The 16,557-nt window shown below is 71.9% G+C and carries 14 protein-coding genes and 1 pseudogene; 10 read left to right on the plus strand and 5 right to left on the minus strand.

Annotated features, from left to right (window positions below; translation table 11 throughout):
- Positions 1-40 precede the first annotated feature (40 nt).
- The 8 genes from ACFY3U_RS06070 (at position 41) to polA (ending at position 9,163) form a co-directional block, all read left to right on the plus strand.
- Positions 41-991 (plus strand): branched-chain amino acid ABC transporter permease, encoded by a 951-nt coding sequence (locus ACFY3U_RS06070; protein ID WP_387195618.1) that lies wholly within the window; start codon positions 41-43, stop codon positions 989-991.
- The gene (locus ACFY3U_RS06075) at positions 988-2,127 is read left to right on the plus strand and encodes a branched-chain amino acid ABC transporter permease (RefSeq protein WP_387195621.1); all 1,140 of its coding nucleotides are present in this window, start codon (positions 988-990) and stop codon (positions 2,125-2,127) included. Before ACFY3U_RS06070 ends, ACFY3U_RS06075 begins: the two co-directional genes overlap by 4 nt.
- Positions 2,120-2,965 carry an ABC transporter ATP-binding protein gene (locus ACFY3U_RS06080; protein ID WP_387195624.1) on the plus strand — a complete coding sequence of 282 codons (846 nt, stop codon included), beginning with the start codon at positions 2,120-2,122 and terminating at the stop codon, positions 2,963-2,965. The genes ACFY3U_RS06075 and ACFY3U_RS06080 overlap by 8 nt, the downstream gene beginning before the upstream one ends.
- Positions 2,955-3,665, plus strand: coding sequence for an ABC transporter ATP-binding protein (locus tag ACFY3U_RS06085; RefSeq protein ID WP_387195627.1), 711 nt, complete (start codon positions 2,955-2,957; stop codon positions 3,663-3,665). The genes ACFY3U_RS06080 and ACFY3U_RS06085 overlap by 11 nt, the downstream gene beginning before the upstream one ends.
- Positions 3,666-3,693: 28 nt before the next feature.
- Positions 3,694-4,605, plus strand: coding sequence for an ABC transporter substrate-binding protein (locus tag ACFY3U_RS06090; protein WP_387195630.1), 912 nt, complete (start codon positions 3,694-3,696; stop codon positions 4,603-4,605).
- A gap of 2 nt (positions 4,606-4,607) precedes the next feature.
- Complete coding sequence (locus ACFY3U_RS06095; RefSeq protein ID WP_387195633.1) at positions 4,608-5,585, plus strand: amino acid ABC transporter permease; 978 nt, start codon at positions 4,608-4,610, stop codon at positions 5,583-5,585.
- Entirely contained in the window at positions 5,582-6,391 is an 810-nt protein-coding gene (locus ACFY3U_RS06100) for an amino acid ABC transporter ATP-binding protein (protein WP_387195636.1), read from the plus strand. The genes ACFY3U_RS06095 and ACFY3U_RS06100 overlap by 4 nt, the downstream gene beginning before the upstream one ends.
- Before the next feature lie 72 nt (positions 6,392-6,463).
- Positions 6,464-9,163 carry a DNA polymerase I gene (gene polA / locus ACFY3U_RS06105; RefSeq protein WP_387195639.1) on the plus strand — a complete coding sequence of 900 codons (2,700 nt, stop codon included), beginning with the start codon at positions 6,464-6,466 and terminating at the stop codon, positions 9,161-9,163.
- A gap of 7 nt (positions 9,164-9,170) precedes the next feature.
- Here the strand turns inward: polA and ACFY3U_RS06110 are convergent.
- The 4 genes and pseudogenes from ACFY3U_RS06110 to ACFY3U_RS06125 all read right to left on the minus strand — a co-directional run.
- Positions 9,171-9,515: pseudogene (locus ACFY3U_RS06110) on the minus strand (DUF3140 domain-containing protein); the annotation flags it as partial.
- Complete coding sequence (locus ACFY3U_RS06115) at positions 9,502-9,720, minus strand: DUF2945 domain-containing protein (protein WP_387195642.1); 219 nt, start codon at positions 9,718-9,720, stop codon at positions 9,502-9,504. The gene ACFY3U_RS06115 and the pseudogene ACFY3U_RS06110, both read right to left, overlap by 14 nt.
- A gap of 43 nt (positions 9,721-9,763) precedes the next feature.
- The gene (locus ACFY3U_RS06120) at positions 9,764-10,366 is read right to left on the minus strand and encodes a Uma2 family endonuclease (RefSeq protein WP_387195645.1); all 603 of its coding nucleotides are present in this window, start codon (positions 10,364-10,366) and stop codon (positions 9,764-9,766) included.
- Between the two features lie 57 nt (positions 10,367-10,423).
- A complete protein-coding gene (locus ACFY3U_RS06125) occupies positions 10,424-11,230 on the minus strand; it encodes a class I SAM-dependent methyltransferase (protein ID WP_387195648.1) in 807 nt (268 codons plus the stop codon).
- Between the two features lie 394 nt (positions 11,231-11,624).
- Here ACFY3U_RS06125 and rpsA point away from each other — a divergent pair, with 394 nt between their 5' ends.
- Both rpsA and coaE read left to right on the plus strand, forming a co-directional pair.
- Complete coding sequence (gene rpsA, locus ACFY3U_RS06130; RefSeq protein WP_387195651.1) at positions 11,625-13,124, plus strand: 30S ribosomal protein S1; 1,500 nt, start codon at positions 11,625-11,627, stop codon at positions 13,122-13,124.
- A gap of 307 nt (positions 13,125-13,431) precedes the next feature.
- A complete protein-coding gene (gene coaE, locus ACFY3U_RS06135; RefSeq protein WP_387195654.1) occupies positions 13,432-14,616 on the plus strand; it encodes a dephospho-CoA kinase in 1,185 nt (394 codons plus the stop codon).
- A 52-nt stretch (positions 14,617-14,668) separates the two neighbouring features.
- Here the strand turns inward: coaE and ACFY3U_RS06140 are convergent, their stop codons facing one another.
- Complete coding sequence (locus tag ACFY3U_RS06140) at positions 14,669-16,270, minus strand: hypothetical protein (RefSeq protein WP_387195657.1); 1,602 nt, start codon at positions 16,268-16,270, stop codon at positions 14,669-14,671.
- Positions 16,271-16,557: the final 287 nt, after the last annotated feature.

Below are 16,557 nucleotides of genomic sequence, written 5' to 3' on the forward strand. Positions count from 1 at the left end.
CCGCACCTCCTTTTCTCTTGAGCGACGGAGCGTCCCTCCCTTGGACTTCCACGGATTGTTCTCCAACTTCGGGGTATACACCACGACTGGCCTGACCCAGGGCGCCATCTACGCCCTGGTCGCGCTCGGCTACACGCTGGTCTACGGCGTGCTCAGGCTCATCAACTTCGCCCACTCCGAGGTGTTCATCGCTGGTGCCTTCGCCGCGATCTGGACCTGGAACGGCTTCGGCCTCGACCAGGACTCCCAGGTCAGCGGGGTTGGATCGATCTTGTTCTACCTGCTGGTGGCGATGATCGTGGCGGCCATCGCCTCGGCGGGCACCGCCACGGTGATCGAGCGGGTAGCGTACCGGCCGCTGCGCAAGCGCAACGCCCCGCCACTGGCCTTCCTCATCACCGCGATCGGCGCCTCGATCGCGATCTCCGAGGCGTTCGGCGTCTACACCCGGCGCCGGCCGGAGGGCGCGCCGATTTTGGTCAGCTCGGAGCCGCTGTTCCACATCGCTGGGGTGCCGATCGACGCGGTGCAGCTGCTCACGATCGGTTCCGCGCTGGTGATGATGTTCGCGCTGGACCAGTTCATCAACCGCAGTCGCACCGGCCGCGGCATCCGGGCGGTCGCCCAGGACGCCAACACGGCGGCGCTGATGGGCGTCAACAAGGACCGGATCATCCTGATGGTCTTCATCGCCGGCGGCACCATGGCCGGTGTCGCGGGCCTGCTCTACGACGTCCGGATCCAGACGCTGACCTACAGCGTCGGCTTCCTGCTGGGCCTCAAGGCGTTCACCGCCGCGGTGCTCGGCGGCATCGGCAACCTGCGCGGCGCGCTGGTCGGCGGCCTGCTGCTGGGCCTCGTGGAGAACTACGCCGCGGGCCTGTTCGGCAGCGAGTGGAAGGACTTCGCCGCGTTCGCGGTGCTGGTCGTGCTGCTGATGTTCCGGCCGACCGGCCTGCTGGGCGAATCACTGGGGAGGGCACGCGCATGACGACCACCATCGACCCGCCGGAGCGGCGGGAGAGCGCGGTGGACAAGCTGCGGCACGGCCGGGAGGCGATCTCGCAGCGGTGGCACCACGCCCCGCGCTGGGTCCGCTGGGCGGTGCTGGCCGCGGTCATCGTGTTCTTCTACGCGTTGCCGAACAAGGAGTTCTACCAGTACCTCGGGCCGATCCCGACGCCCGGGGCGAACTTCACCCAGGTGCTCTTCACCGTCTCGATCTACGTGTTGCTGGCGGTCGGGTTGAACATCGTGGTCGGCTTCGCCGGCCTGCTCGACCTGGGCTATTTCGGCTTCTTCGCGGTCGGCGCGTACACCGTCGCGGTGCTGACCTCGCCGAGCAGCAACATCAAGACGCTGTGGCCGTGGCTGTTGGTGGTGCCGGTCGCGATCGCCATGACCATGGTCTCCGGCGTGGTGCTGGGCACTCCGACGCTGCGGTTGCGCGGCGACTACCTGGCGCTGGTGACGCTCGGCTTCGCCGAGATGATCCGGATCTCGGCGGTCAGCTCCGACTTCCTCAAGGGGCAGCGGGGCTTCAACCAGATCCCGCACCCGCCGGGCAAGTACGCCGACGGCAAGCCGTTCTTCGGGGTGCTCGACGCCCGCCCCTACTACTGGCTGGTGCTCACGCTGATCATCCTGGTGGTGATCGGGGTGCGGAACCTGACCCACAGCCGGGTCGGCCGGGCCTGGATCTCGATCCGGGAGGACGAGGACGCGGCCCAGCTGATGGGCGTGCCGACGTTCAAGTTCAAGCTGTGGGCGTTCGCCTCGGGCGCGGCGATCGCCGGCCTGGCCGGCGCGCTGTTCGCCGGTAAGCAGAACTTCGTCAACTCGCAGAACTTCGAGCTGCTCAACTCCATCATCATCCTGGCCGCGGTCATCTTCGGCGGTTCCGGCAACATCGTGGGCGCGATCGTCGGCGGCGGCCTGGTGGCGTACATGATCGAGCGGTTCCGTGGCATCGAGCTGTTCGGCATCGAGCTGTACGAGTACCGGTTCCTCTTCTTCGGCCTGGTGCTCGTGGTCATGATGATCTTCCGGCCGCAGGGCCTGATCCCGAACCGGCGACGAGCGGCGGAGTTCAAGGACCGTCGCAAGGAGGTGATCGTCGGTGAGTGACACCGAGCAGACCCCGGCCGTTCCGGCCCAGGCGGCGGCGCCCGCCGTCGAGACGGTGCGTGACCGCGAGCCGTTGCTGGAGGTCGACCACGTCACGCTGCGCTTCGGCGGCGTGGTGGCGCTCAACGACGTGGACTTCACCCTCTACAAGGGCGAGATCCTCGGGCTGATCGGGCCCAACGGCGCGGGCAAGACCACCTGCTTCAACGCGATGACCGGCATCTACCAGCCCACCGAGGGGCAGATCCGGTTCCGGGGCGAGAAGATCAGCGGCAAGAAGCGCTACCAGATCACCCGGATGGGCATGGCCCGCACGTTCCAGAACATCCGGCTCTTCCCGGAGATGACCGCGCTGGAGAACGTGCAGGTCGGCGCGGACGCGCACCACAAGACCAGCGTGATCTCGGCGTTGCTGCGCCTGCCGCGGCACTGGCGGGAGGAGCGCGAGGGTCGGGAGAAGGCCGAGCGGCTGCTGGAGTTCGTCGGCATCCTTCCCCGGATGCACGAGTTCGCCCGCAACCTCTCCTACGGCGAGCAGCGGCGGTTGGAGATCGCCCGCGCGCTGGCCACCGACCCGGTGCTGCTCTGCCTGGACGAGCCGGCCGCCGGCTTCAACCCGGCGGAGAAGGAGGAGTTGCTCCAGCTCATCCGGCAGATCCGCGACACCGGCGTGACGGTGCTGCTGATCGAGCACGACATGCGCCTGGTGATGGGTGTGACCGACCGGATCGTGGTGCTGGAGTTCGGAAAGAAGATCGCCGAGGGGCTGCCCGCCGAGGTGCGGGACAACCCGAAGGTGATCGCGGCGTACCTGGGGGTGCCGGACGATGCTGCTTGAGATCGAGGACGTGAGCCTGCTCTACGGGCGGATCCAGGCGCTGCACGGGATCAGCCTGACCGTGGACGAGGGCGAGATCGTCGCGCTGATCGGCGCGAACGGCGCCGGCAAGTCCACCACCATGCGGGCGATCTCCGGCATCCGGCCGATCGCCTCCGGCAGCATCCGGTTCGCCGGTGAGGACATCTCCAAGCTCCGGGCCGACCTGCGGGTGCGGCGCGGGCTGTGCCAGGCGCCGGAGGGTCGGGGCATCTTCCCCGGCATGACGGTGCTGGAGAACCTCGACATGGGCGCCTACACCCGGCGGGACAAGGCCGGCGTCGCCCAGGACCTGGCGCGGGTGCTGGAGCTGTTCCCCCGGCTGGCCGAGCGGCGCAAGCAGCCCGGCGGCACCCTCTCCGGCGGCGAGCAGCAGATGCTCGCGGTCGGCCGGGCGCTGATGAGCCGGCCGAAGCTGCTGCTGCTCGACGAGCCGTCGATGGGTCTCGCGCCGATGCTGATCCAGCAGATCTTCACCATCATCACGGAGATCAACCAGCAGGGCACCACGGTCCTGCTGGTGGAGCAGAACGCCCAGCAGGCCCTGGCCCGCGCGCACCGGGCGTACGTGCTGGAGACCGGCCGGATCGTCAAGAGCGGCACCGGCGCTGACCTGCTGCACGACCCCTCGGTCAAAGAGGCCTATCTCGGCGTGGCCTGACGGCCGCCCCTCGCAAAAGGAGTGCACCATGTTCCACCCCAACCCCGGCCGGCGGGCGGCGCTCGGCGTCGCCGGCGCGGCCGTCCTCCTGCTCTCCCTCGCCGCCTGCGGTGAGAAGGAGAACTCGGCCGAGCCCGGCGCGGGCCCCTCGGTGACCGCCGCGGCGGACTCGAACCTGGCCGCGAAGGTGCCGGACGCCATCAAGGCGGACGGCGTGATCAAGGTCGGCACCGACTCGACCTACGCCCCGGCCGAGTTCCTCGACCAGGACGGCAAGACCGTGGTCGGCTTCGACGTGGAGCTGTTCAACGCGGTCGCCCAGAAGCTGGGAATGAAGGCCGAGTACGAGTCGGCGCCGTTCGACTCCATCCTGCCGGGTGTCGACTCGGGCAAGTACGAGGTCGGCGTCTCCTCGTTCACCATCAACGCCAAGCGCCTGCAGAGCGTCAACATGGTCAGCTACTTCTCGGCCGGCACCCAGTGGGCCACCAAGAAGGGCAACCCGGCCGGCGTCGACGCGGAGAACGCCTGCGGCAAGAAGATCGCGGTGCAGACCGGCACCGTGCAGGTGGACGACATCACCGCCCGGTCGAAGAAGTGCACCGACGCCGGCAAGCCGGCCATCAAGGTCGACCAGTACCAGGCGCAGAGCGACGCCACCGCCGCCGTGGTCAGCGGCAAGAACGACGCCATGCTCGCGGACTCGCCGGTCGGCGCGTACGCGGTGAAGAAGAGCAACGGCCAGATGGAGCTGCTCGGCGACATCTACGAGTCGGCCCCGTACGGCTACGCGGTGAAGAAGGACCAGCAGGCCTTCGCCGAGGTGCTCAAGGAGGCCGTCGCGGCGGTGATCGCCGACGGCAGCTACAAGTCCGCGCTGCAGAAGTGGGGCGTCGACGGCGGCGCCATCACCTCCGCAGAGCTCAACCCCGCCGGCTGACCATGTCGGTCGAGACGGACACACCCGAACGGGCACGGCCGGAACCCATCCAGGCCGTGCCCGTGCGGCACCCCGGTCGCTGGGTCGCGGTGGCGGTGATCGCCGTGCTGGTCGCGATGTTTGTGCACCTGCTGGTCACGAACAAGGCGTTCAACTGGTCGTTCATGGTGGACGAGATGTTCCGGCCGCCGATCATCGAGGGGCTGCGCGGCACCATCCTGCTGCTGGTCACCTCGATGCTGATCGGCATCGTGCTCGGGATCATCATCGCGATCATGCGGTTGTCCCCGAATCCGATCCTGCGCTGGGTCTCCTGGGTCTACACCTGGTTCTTCCGGGCGGTGCCCCGGCTGGTGCTGGCGATCCTCTTCGGCAACCTGGGCATCCTCTGGGCCCGGGTGGAGTTCGGGCTGCCCTTCGACCGGCAGATCGGCGCGCTGTTCGGGATCGACAACTTCGAGGCGCGCCTGTTCGGCTTCTCCGCGGTGGACATCCTCACCGGCTTCGTGGCCGGCATGCTCGCGCTCGGCCTCTCCGAGGCCGCGTACATGGCGGAGATCGTCCGGGCCGGCATCCAGTCGGTGGACGAGGGGCAGACCGAGGCCGCCCAGGCGCTGGGCCTGAGCCGCGGGCAGATCCTGCGCCGCATCGTGCTGCCGCAGGCCATGCGGGTGATCGTCCCGCCGACCGGCAACGAGACGATCGCGATGCTCAAGGACACCTCGCTGGTCGCCTTCGTGCCGGTCTCGATGGAGCTGTTCTTTCAGCTCAAGGCGGTGGGAAACCGGACCTTCCAGGTCTTCCCGATGCTGGTGGCGGCCACCGTGTGGTACCTGGCGCTGACCAGCGTGCTGCTCGTCGGTCAGCACTACCTGGAGCGACGCTTCGGCCGGGGCTTCGGGCGCGGCGCCGCCGCCAGGAGCACGCTGCAGGGCTTCGGCGTCTGGGGCCGCAACACCGGAGGGGCAGGGGGCGTATGACCGAGGTGACGGTGCCGGCCCAGGCCGACAGGTCCGCGGCCGGGTCGGGCCCGATGGTCCGGGCCGAGCAGGTGCACAAGTCGTTCGGGCCGCTCGACGTGCTCAAGGGCATCGACCTGGAGGTCCGGGCCGGTGAGGTGTGCTGCCTGCTCGGGCCGTCCGGATCCGGCAAGTCGACGTTCCTGCGGTGCATCAACCACCTGGAGAAGATCAACGCCGGCCGGATCTGGGTGGACGGCGACCTGATCGGCTACCGGGAGCACGGCGGCAAGCTGCACGAGCTGCGGGAGAAGGAGGTGGCCGCGCAGCGCCGGGCGATCGGCATGGTCTTCCAGCGGTTCAACCTCTTCCCGCACATGACGGTGATGCAGAACGTCATGGAGGCGCCGGTGCTGCTCGGCCGGGTGCGGAAGGCGGAGGCCCGGGACCGGGCCGCCCGGCTGCTGGAGCGGGTGGGGCTGGGCGACAAGCTCGGTGCGTACCCCGGTCAGCTCTCCGGCGGCCAGCAGCAGCGGGTGGCGATCGCCCGGGCCCTGGCCATGCAGCCGAAGCTGATGCTCTTCGACGAGCCGACCAGCGCGCTCGACCCGGAGCTGGTGGGTGAGGTGCTGGACGTGATGAAGGACCTGGCCCGGGACGGAATGACCATGATCGTGGTGACCCACGAGATCGGCTTCGCCCGGGAGGTCGGCGACAAGCTGGTCTTCATGGACGACGGCGTGGTGGTCGAGTCCGGTGATCCTCGTGAGGTGATCGCCAATCCGCGGCACGACCGGACCAGGGCGTTCCTGGCCAAGGTGCTCTGACCTCGGCCTCCGGTGCGGCGCGCGCCGCACCGGAGGCCGAACTTGTCGGGCGTACGGACTAGAGTCGCTGCCGTGACAGCTACGACGCCGCGCCTGCTCCTCGTCGACGGACACTCCCTGGCATATCGGGCGTTCTTCGCCCTGCCGGTGGAGAACTTCTCCACCACGACCGGGCAGCCGACCAACGCGGTGTACGGCTTCACCTCCATGCTGATCAACGTGCTGCGCGACGAGCAGCCCACCCACATCGTGGTGGCCTTCGACGTCTCGCGCCGTTCGTTCCGCACGGAGAAGTACGCCGAGTACAAGGCCGGCCGCAGTGAGACGCCGAGCGACTTCAAGGGCCAGGTCAGCCTGGTCAAGGAGGTCCTCGCGGCGTTGCAGATCCCGGTCGTCGAGCGGGAGGGGTTCGAGGCCGACGACGTCATCGCCACCCTGGCCTGTCAGGCCCGCGACCAGGGCATGCAGGTGCTGATCAGCAGCGGCGACCGGGACGCCTTCCAGCTCGTCGGCGACCAGGTCACCGTGCTCTACCCGCGCAAGGGCGTCTCCGACCTGGCCCGGATGGACCCGGCGGCGATCGAGGCGAAGTACGGCGTGCCGCCGGAGCGCTACCGCGACCTGGCCGCCCTGGTCGGCGAGGCCAGCGACAACCTGCCCGGCATCCCCGGCGTCGGCCCGAAGACCGCGGCCAAGTGGATCATCACGTACGGCGGGGTGGAGGGCGTGGTCGCCCGGGCCGACGAGATCAAGGGCAAGGCCGGTGACAGCCTGCGCGAGCGGCTGGCCGACGTGATCCGCAACTACGAGATCAACCAGCTGGTCTCCGACCTGGAGCTGCCGCTGCGCCCCGAGGACGCCCGCTGGCAGGGCTGGGACCGGGAGGCCGTGCACCAGGTCTTCGACACCCTCCAGTTCCGCATCCTGCGCGACCGGCTCTATCAATACCTGGAGGCCGTCGAGCCGGAGGCCGAGGCGGGCTTCGACCTGGCCGGCGAGCTGCTCACCGAGCCGGGCGCGCTGAACGGTTGGCTGGAGACGCACGCCCCGGCCGCCGCCCCGGTGGGCCTCGCGGTGAAGCTCGACACCGGCCCGAACCGCCGGCACACCGCCTCGGTCACCGGCATGGCGCTGGCCACCGGCGGCGGCGCGGCGGCCTGGTTCGACCCGGCCACGCTGGAGCAGGCCGACGAGTCGGCGCTGGCCGCCTGGCTGGCCGACGAGCACCGGCCGAAGGTGCTGCACGACAGCAAGCCGGCGGTGCTGGCGTTCGCCGCGCGCGGCTGGGAGCTCGCCGGCATCGCCCGGGACACCCAGATCGCCGCCTACCTGGCCCGCCCCGACCAGCGCTCGTACGACCTGACCGACCTGGCGCTGCGCTACCTGCACCGGGAGCTGCGGGTCGACGCGCCGGAGACCGGCCAGCTCACCCTGGACGGGCTGGGCGACGAGGGCGTCGTCGAGCAGAACCTGATGCTCCAGGCCCGGGCCACCCTCGACCTGGCCGACGCGATCGACGCCGAGCTGTCCCGCGACGGCGAGCAGTCCGCCCGGCTGATGGCCGACGTGGAGCTGCCGCTGATGCGGGTGCTCGCCGGCATGGAGCGGATCGGCATCGCCGCCGACACCCAGTACCTGTCGGAGCTGGAGGCGCACTTCGCCGCCGAGGTGAAGGCCGCCGCCCAGGGCGCGTACGCGGCGGTCGGCCGGGAGTTCAACCTCGGCTCGCCCAAGCAGCTGCAGGAGATCCTCTTCACCGAGCTGGGCCTGCCCAAGACCAAGAAGATCAAGACCGGGTACACCACCGACGCGGACGCCCTGCAGTGGCTCTACGCGCAGAACCCGCACCCGGTGCTGGAGCACCTGCTGCGCCACCGCGACGTGGCCAAGCTGAAGTCGACGGTGGACGGGCTGCTCAAGTCCGTCTCCGACGACGGTCGGATCCACACCACCTTCAACCAGACGGTGGCCGCCACCGGCCGGCTCTCCTCCACCGAGCCGAACCTGCAGAACATCCCGATCCGCACCGAGGAGGGCCGGCGGATCCGCCGCGCCTTCGTGGTGGGGGAGGGCTACCAGACCCTGCTGACCGCCGACTACAGCCAGATCGAGATGCGGATCATGGCGCACCTGTCGTCGGACGACGCGTTGATCGAGGCGTTCAACTCCGGTCACGACTTCCACGCCGCCACCGCGTCGTCGGTGTTCGAGGTCGGCGTCACCGAGGTCACCCCCGACCAGCGCCGCAAGATCAAGGCGATGAACTACGGCCTGGCGTACGGGTTGAGCGCGTTCGGCCTGTCCCAGCAGCTCGGCATCAGCGCCGACGAGGCGCGCGGGCTGATGGAAAACTACTTCGCCGGCTTCGGCGGGGTGCGCGACTACCTGCACGAGGTGGTCGCCCGGGCCCGCCAGGACGGTTACACCTCCACCATCCTGGGCCGCCGGCGCTACCTGCCCGACCTGGTCAGCGACAACCGGCAGCGGCGGGACATGGCCGAGCGGATGGCGCTCAACGCCCCCATCCAGGGCTCCGCCGCCGACATCATCAAGGTCGCCATGCTGCACGTCGACACCGCGCTGCGCGACGCCGGGCTGCGCTCCCGGATGCTGCTGCAGGTGCACGACGAGCTGGTCTTCGAGGTGGCGCCGGGCGAGCGGGAGGCGCTGGAGGCACTGGTGCGTGGCCAGATGGGCGGGGCGTACCCGCTGTCGGTGCCGCTCGAGGTGTCGGTCGGCGAGGGACGGGACTGGAACAGCGCCGACCACTGAGCCGTCACTTGAGCGGGTCGTGGCCCCAGTTCATCAGGGACCAGCGCCACTTGGTGTCCCGGACGTCGCCGGCGGGGCGCTGGGCCATGTGCCGGTGGACGTACCCGACGACCTTGCGCATGTGCTTGTAGTCGCCGTCGGACAGCTCGGCGCGCTTGCGGCGGAGCAGGTCGATGATCTTCCGGCCGGATTCGTGGCCGACCGACTCGCCGCCGCCGGAGCGACCGCCCTTGTGCCAGCCGACCTGCTTCGACTCGTCGGTCTCCAGCCAGCTGGACAACTCGCCGGGCTTCATGTTCACCGCCTCGGTGAACTCGCGGTAGGTCTGCTGCGGATCGTCACTTCGACTCATGGCGCAGCGCCTCCGGTCGGTGCGCGACGTCCCGCCCCGAGTCGTCGTTGCGGATCCGGTACTGCGGGTCGTCCGCCGAGGCGTCCGCGGTGTGCCCGCGTACGTGGGTGCGCTCGGTCAACTTCTCCTTGACCACGCCGTACGCCCGGCCGCCGTGGCTGGCCCAGGAGACGTGGTCGCCCTGGTGGAACTCCTGCTCGGCCATGTCCGGCGGGTACCCGGCGTCGATGCCCCGAAACAGGCCCCGCCTACGGGGTGATCTCGGCGATCGGCAGCTTGATGTCGAACGGCTCGGTCAGCTCGATCAGCTCGGCGCTGTCGGTGACCAGCTCGTACTGTCGCTCGCCGCCCGGGCCGACCCGGTCGCCGATCCGGTACGCGTAGAGGTGCACCGGGTCCTGCTCGATCCGCCAGTAGAACGGGATGCCGGCGGCGGCGTACTCACCGGGCTTGGCGAACCGGTCGATCCGCCGGGTACCGGGGGAGACGATCTCCACCGCGAGCACGACGTCCTCCGCCGTGAGCATCGAGTCGCGCAGCGGCACCCCGGTCCGGTGGAGCAGCACGTCCGGTTGGCGGCTGGTGTTGGAACTCAGCCCGACAGCGACGGCCTGGGCGGCACTCAGCCGTGCAGGCGCATGAGACCGCAGGAACATCCACAGCAGGCTGGAGATGTTCTGGTGGCCCAGGGTGGGGGAGGGTGTCACCTGGATTACTCCGTCGACGAGTTCGACGCGGGGGGCGTCGTCCGGCAGGGCGAGCAGATCCTCCAGCGTGTAGTCCGCACGCTGCTGCCGCATCGGATCCGGACACCAGGGGCCAGGTGGTGTCGGGATGGGCTCGGCGCTCATGGGGGCAGCCTAACGCCGCCGCGCGGGATCCGGGTCGCACCGCGGGTGCGACGGGACTCAGGCCGACGGCTTCTCCGTCACGAAGATGGCAGTGCCGGGGAAGAGCCGGCCGCGCAGCGGGCTCCACTGCCCCCACACGCCCTGGTGTCCCGCCGGCCACTCCGGCTCGACCAGGTCGACCAGCCGGAATCCGGCGCCGACCAGTTCCCGGATCCGGTCGCCGAGGGTGCGGTGCTGCTCGACGTACGTGGGCCGGCCGCGCTCGTCCTGCTCCACGTACGGGGAGCGGTCGAAGTACGAGTGGGTGGCGGTCAGTCCGCCCTCGCCGGGATCGTCGAGGAAGATCCAGCGCATCGGGTGGGTCACCGAGAACACCCAGCGGCCGCCGGGCCGCAGCACCCGGTGCACCTCCGTCATCAGGGCGGCCGAGTCCTCGACGAACGGGATCGCGCCGAAGGCGGTGCAGGCGATGTCGAACGCCCCGTCGGCGAACGGCAGAGCGAGCGCGTCGGCCTGCACCAGCGGGACGCGTACCCCGGTGGTGGCGGCGGCGCGCGCGGCGTGCGCCAGCATGCCGGCGGACAGGTCGAAGGCGACCGGCCGGGCGCCCCGGGTGGCCAGCCAGCGGGCGCAGGCCGCGGCGCCGCAACCCACCTCGAGCACCCGGCACCCGGCGACGTCGCCGAGCAGCCCGGCGTCGGCCTCCCGCAGCCCCTCCGGGCACCAGACGAAGTCGACGTCGCCCAGGAACGCGCCGTGCTCCGCCTGGTAGTCGTCGGCGTCGGTGTCCCACCAGCCGCGGTTGGCCCGGCGCGCCGCCGCGTCGCCGACCCGGCGCCGGATCACCCGGTTGTCGTCGTCCATCCGGCCCACGCTAGCCCTGCCGGCGCCGGTGTCCCCGACGGCAGGCCGACGGCCGGGACGACCCCGTCGACCGGTCATGCGCTACCTTCTGCTGGTGCCGATGTGACGCACGAGACAGTTGTGCCGCTTTCCCAGTGAAATCTCCGCTTTTGCAGCTGACGAGGTCGCGAGGACCCGGGAGGCCTTGCACGCTGTGGTAATACAGCGGGTAGGCTAGACGATGCGCTCGCGGATCGTGTGCCTCGGCAGGGAGCAGGTGCGCGGTCACCGGAGCCACTAATGATCTTCACTTGGCGATCGTTCGGTGTGCCCGGCGGCGAATTCGCTGGCGCGAACAGGTCACTGCGACACCACGCCTGCTGTGACAACCCATCCGACCGGAGCAACCGCCCACATGACGAGCAGCATCGAGGCCCCCTCGAGCGCCACCCGGGTCACCCACGACGATCTCGGTTCCGAGGAGGCTTTCCTCGCCGCGATCGACGAGACCATCAAGTACTTCAACGACGGCGACATTGTCGAAGGCACCGTCGTCAAGGTCGATCGGGACGAGGTCCTGCTCGACATCGGCTACAAGACCGAGGGTGTCATCCCCTCTCGTGAGTTGTCGATCAAGCACGACGTGGACCCGGCCGAGGTCGTTTCGGTCGGTGACCACATCGAGGCCCTGGTCCTCCAGAAGGAGGACAAGGAGGGTCGTCTGATCCTCTCCAAGAAGCGGGCACAGTACGAGCGGGCCTGGGGCACGATCGAGAAGATCAAGGACGAGGACGGCGTCGTCCGCGGCTCCGTCATCGAGGTGGTCAAGGGCGGCCTCATCCTCGACATCGGGCTGCGCGGCTTCCTGCCCGCCTCCCTGGTCGAGATGCGGCGGGTGCGCGACCTGCAGCCGTACGTCGGGCGCGAGCTCGAGGCCAAGATCATCGAGCTGGACAAGAACCGCAACAACGTGGTCCTGTCCCGCCGGGCCTGGCTGGAGCAGACGCAGTCCGAGGTGCGCACCGAGTTCCTCAACAAGCTGCAGAAGGGCCAGGTCCGCAAGGGCGTCGTGTCCTCGATCGTCAACTTCGGCGCGTTCGTCGACCTGGGCGGCGTCGACGGTCTGGTGCACGTCTCCGAGCTGTCCTGGAAGCACATCGACCACCCGTCCGAGGTCGTCGAGGTGGGCCAGGAGGTCGAGGTCGAGGTCCTGGACGTCGACCTGGACCGCGAGCGCGTCTCGCTGTCGCTGAAGGCGACCCAGGAGGACCCGTGGCGGCAGTTCGCCCGCACCCACGCGATCCAGCAGATCGTGCCGGGTAAGGTCACCAAGCTGGTGCCGTTCGGCGCCTTCGTCCGGGTGGACGACGGCATCGAGGGCCTGGTCCACATCTCCGAGCTGGCCGAGCGCCACGTGGAGATCCCGGAGCAGGTCGTCCAGGTCGGCTCCGAGGTCATGGTCAAGGTCATCGACATCGACCTGGAGCGCCGCCGGATCTCGCTGTCGCTCAAGCAGGCCAACGAGGGCTTCGTCGAGGGCGAGGAGCACTTCGACCCGACCCTCTACGGCATGGCCGCGACGTACGACAACGAGGGCAACTACATCTACCCGGAGGGCTTCGACCCGGAGACGGGCGAGTGGCTCGAGGGGTACGACAAGCAGCGCGAGACCTGGGAGACGCAGTACGCGGAGGCGCGTCAGCGCTGGGAGGCCCACACCAAGCAGGTGCAGACCTCCCGCGCCGCCGACGCCGAGGCTGCCGCCAACCCGGCTCCCGTCGTCCCGGCCGGTGGCACCACCACCACCTCGACCAGCAGCGCGGCCCCGAGCCGTCAGGCCGAGGAGCCGGCCGGCACCCTGGCCACCGACGAGGCGCTCGCCGCTCTGCGGGAGAAGCTCGCCGGCGGCAAGTGACCCGCTGACACCTCCGACGCCGCGCGGTCCACGCCGCGCGACCGTCGGGACCTGTCACCGAGAGGCCCCGTCCCCACGATCCGGTTTCACGGGTCGTCGGGGGCGGGGCCTCTCGCCTTTCCCCGCGCACGCCAGGCAGGGGCCGGGAGGCCCTTGGGTGGCGCCCGCCGCCCATCGGGGTACTGCTGCCGGACGGGGGTCAGGGATCCCGCCGGGTCGCGCCCGGCGCCTGGCCGCCCCGGAGGCAGCAGCACCGGGTGGCCGGGGTGGTGTGGCGACCGCCCGGGCGATCCGGTTGACTGGTCCGGTGCTGAGGGTGGGGTTGACCGGCGGGATCGGGTCGGGCAAGAGCGCGGCGGCGGCCCGGCTGGCCGAACGGGGAGCGGTGATCGTCGACGCCGACGTGGTCGCCCGCGAGGTGGTCGCGCCCGGCACGGAGGGCCTGGCCGAGGTCGTCGCCGCCTTCTCCGAGCGGGTGCTCGCCGCCGACGGGACCCTCGACCGGGCCGCGCTCGGGGCGGTGGTCTTCGGCGACGACGTCGCGCGCCGCCGGCTGGAGGCGATCACCCACCCCCGGGTCCGGGCGCGTACCGCCGAGCTGGTCGCCGCGGCGCCGCCCGACGCGGTCGTCGTCAACGACGTGCCGCTGCTGGTCGAGGTGGGGCTCGCGCCGACGTACCACCTGGTGGTGGTGGTGCGGGCGGCCGTCGGCACCCGACTGGAGCGACTGGAGCGCGGCCGGGGCATGCCCCGCGCGGAGGCCGAGCGGCGGATCGCCGCCCAGGCCGACGACGACCGCCGGGGAGCCGCCGCCGACGTGGTCCTCGACAACGACGGCGGCCTGGACCAGCTGCACGCGGCGGTGGACGCCCTCTGGCGGGACCGGCTGGTGCCCTACGAACGCAACGTGCGGCAGCGGCGCGCGGTCGGCACCGACCAGCGGGCGCCGCTGACCGGGCCGGACCCGACCTGGCCCCAGCAGTACGCCCGGCTGGCCGCCCGGATCCGGCACGCGATCGCCCCGGACGACCTGCGCGTCGACCACATCGGCTCGACCGCCGTGCCCGGCCTGGCCGCGCGGGATGTGATCGACGTGCAGCTGACCGTGCCTTCGCTGGAGGCGGCCGACGGGCCACTCGCCGACCGGCTCGCGGATGCGGGTTTCCCCCGGCTGCCCGACGACCGGTGGGACATCGCCCGCCCGGCTGACGGCGGGCGCTGGGAGAAGCGGCTGCACGGCAGCGCCGACCCGGGCCGCCCGGTCAACCTGCACCTGCGGGTGGCCGGCTCGCCCGGCTGGCGCCACGCCCTGCTGATGCGCGACCACCTGCGGGCCGATCCCGACCAGCGGTCGGCCTACCTGCTGCTGAAGCGGGAGCTGGCGGCCACCGCCCCGGCGGGCGGCGGATCGTCGACCGCACGGGACCCCTGGTTCGACGAGGAGCGACTGCGGGCGCAGGAGTGGGCCGACCGGACCGGCTGGCGCCCCTGACGTCGCGGTCGGTCGCCGGCCGGGGCCACGAGCGCCCCCTGGCTGCGCGGACTCACACCGACGGGCGGGCCGGGGCCGGGGGCCGGGGTGGCGTCGTCGCCGGGGCCTTCGGCCGGGCCGGCACGACGCCGGGCGGCACCGGGGAGTAGCCGAGGTCGAGCTGGGCCCACGCCCCGGCGCCGGTGCGCAGCTCCAGCCGGCGCAGCAGGCCGCCCCGGTCCACCCACTGGCGCAGCCGGAGGCCCTGGACCTGCAGCTCGACCACGTCGACCGGCGCGCCGGCCAACCGGTCACCCCGCAGCCGGATCGCCGCGCCGGGGCGCACCGGCTCCGTCGCGGCGCGCAGGGCCACGTCCACCAGCAGGTCGACGTCGTCGGCGGGGCGTACCGCCGGGCGCCAACCGGTGCGCGGCGCCGGCAGCGGCGGCCGGACCGGCGCCGCCGCGCTGCCGCTGGCCGGCCCGACCGGCAGCTCCGCCCGGGCGTAGCCGGTCGCGTCCCGGCGCAGCAGCGTCCGCCGGCCGAGGGTGTCCAGCTCCGCCACCGACAGGTACGCCACCCCGGCCGACCAGCTCAACCAGCCGGCGCCCCGCAGGTTCGCCGCGGTGCCCAGGGGGGCGGTGACGGCGACCGCGGCCCCGCCGCGGGCCCGCAGCCGGGCCGGCACCCGGCCGAGCCGCGCGGCCTCCCCGTCGGTGAGCGCGCGGGGCAGCCCGGGCCGGCCGCCGAGCGCGTCCACCGGCCGGACCGTGGGCCGGTCGCCGTGCTCCAGGTCGACGGTGACCGGCGTGCCGTCGGGCAGCCGGCCGGCGAACCGGTGCAGCCGGGCGTCCCGGTCGATCCACCAGCGGGGGTCGCCGTCGCCGGCCGGTGGCGGTGCGGACGGGGTGCCGTCCGGCGCGGTCGGGGCGGGTGAGGTCAGGGCGGCCTGCAACACGTCGACCGGCTCACCGGCCAGCAGCTCCCGGCCGACCCAGCGGCCGCCGCCCCGACGCAGCGGGTCGGCCGGTTCCGGCCGGTCGACGCCGAGCGCGAAGAGCAGCTCGAGCGCCCCGGCCAGTCCCCGCCCGGGTGCCGGGTCACGCAGCCGCCAACCGTCCTCGGGCGGGACCAGCGGCGGCGCAGCCGGGGTGGGCACCGCCGCCGGGTCGGGACGGATCACCACCAGCGTGGGCGTGGCCTGCAGCAGGCCCCGGTTCGCGCCCGCGCCCGGGCCGCCCACGTCCAGGTAGACCAGCGGCCGCCCCCAGTCCACCCAACCCACCAGGTCGGTGCGGGCCGCGCCGGTCCCGACCGTCGCCCGCACCCCGACCCGGACGTCCCGGTAGTTGCCGACCCGGGTGGCGGCGAGCCGTTCGGACTCGTCCACGGTCAGCGCCCGGGCGGGTTCGCCGGGCGCCGGCGCCCAGCTGAGCAGCCCGGCCACCAGCGCGGCGGCGGAGGTCGCGGCCACCACACCCAGCGCGACCAGGGCGCTGCGGCGGCGGCCAGTCGGCTCCTGGCCGGCGGCCGAGGGCCCGGCGACGGGCGGGGGAGGGCCGGGGCGGGCGCGGTGGTGCCGGCCGGCCCGGCGCCGCCGGCGGCCGGGGCGGTCCACCGGCCCGGGTCCGCCGTTCGCGCCGGCGGTACGCAGCGGCGTCGCGCGGACGATCACCCGGTCCGGCGCAAAGCGGTGGCCGCCGTCGGGTGCGGGACGCTCCGGGGACGGAACCGACGGCCGCTCGGATGAGGTGTCCACGAGTGTTGAACGGCCCGCACCCGGCAGGGTGACGCGGGCGGGCGGCGGACGTGGGTGGGGTGCAGGGGCGCTCGCGGCGGCCGGTCTGCGCGTCAGCGCGACCACGTCGGGTGCGCACGCCGGTGATGTCCGGGTGCTGCGACCCTGTCGTGCCGGGGGCGGGCCGCCCGTGAGGGTCGGCCACCGGCCCGGTCGGCCGCCGC

The sequence above is a fragment of the Micromonospora sp. NPDC000089 genome (genome assembly GCF_042899365.1).
Lineage (GTDB): Bacteria > Actinomycetota > Actinomycetes > Mycobacteriales > Micromonosporaceae > Micromonospora.

Bases quoted from the DNA above. Each gene is read 5' to 3' on its own strand.
- ACFY3U_RS06115 (WP_387195642.1), bottom strand. From the start codon at position 9,720: ATGGCCGAGCAGGAGTTCCACCAGGGCGACCACGTCTCCTGGGCCAGC.
- ACFY3U_RS06075 (WP_387195621.1), top strand. From the start codon at position 988: ATGACGACCACCATCGACCCGCCGGAGCGGCGGGAGAGCGCGGTGGAC.
- ACFY3U_RS06090 (WP_387195630.1), top strand. From the start codon at position 3,694: ATGTTCCACCCCAACCCCGGCCGGCGGGCGGCGCTCGGCGTCGCCGGC.
- rpsA (WP_387195651.1), top strand. From the start codon at position 11,625: ATGACGAGCAGCATCGAGGCCCCCTCGAGCGCCACCCGGGTCACCCAC.
- ACFY3U_RS06125 (WP_387195648.1), bottom strand. From the start codon at position 11,230: ATGGACGACGACAACCGGGTGATCCGGCGCCGGGTCGGCGACGCGGCG.
- ACFY3U_RS06120 (WP_387195645.1), bottom strand. From the start codon at position 10,366: ATGAGCGCCGAGCCCATCCCGACACCACCTGGCCCCTGGTGTCCGGAT.
- ACFY3U_RS06100 (WP_387195636.1), top strand. From the start codon at position 5,582: ATGACCGAGGTGACGGTGCCGGCCCAGGCCGACAGGTCCGCGGCCGGG.
- ACFY3U_RS06085 (WP_387195627.1), top strand. From the start codon at position 2,955: ATGCTGCTTGAGATCGAGGACGTGAGCCTGCTCTACGGGCGGATCCAG.
- ACFY3U_RS06095 (WP_387195633.1), top strand. From the start codon at position 4,608: ATGTCGGTCGAGACGGACACACCCGAACGGGCACGGCCGGAACCCATC.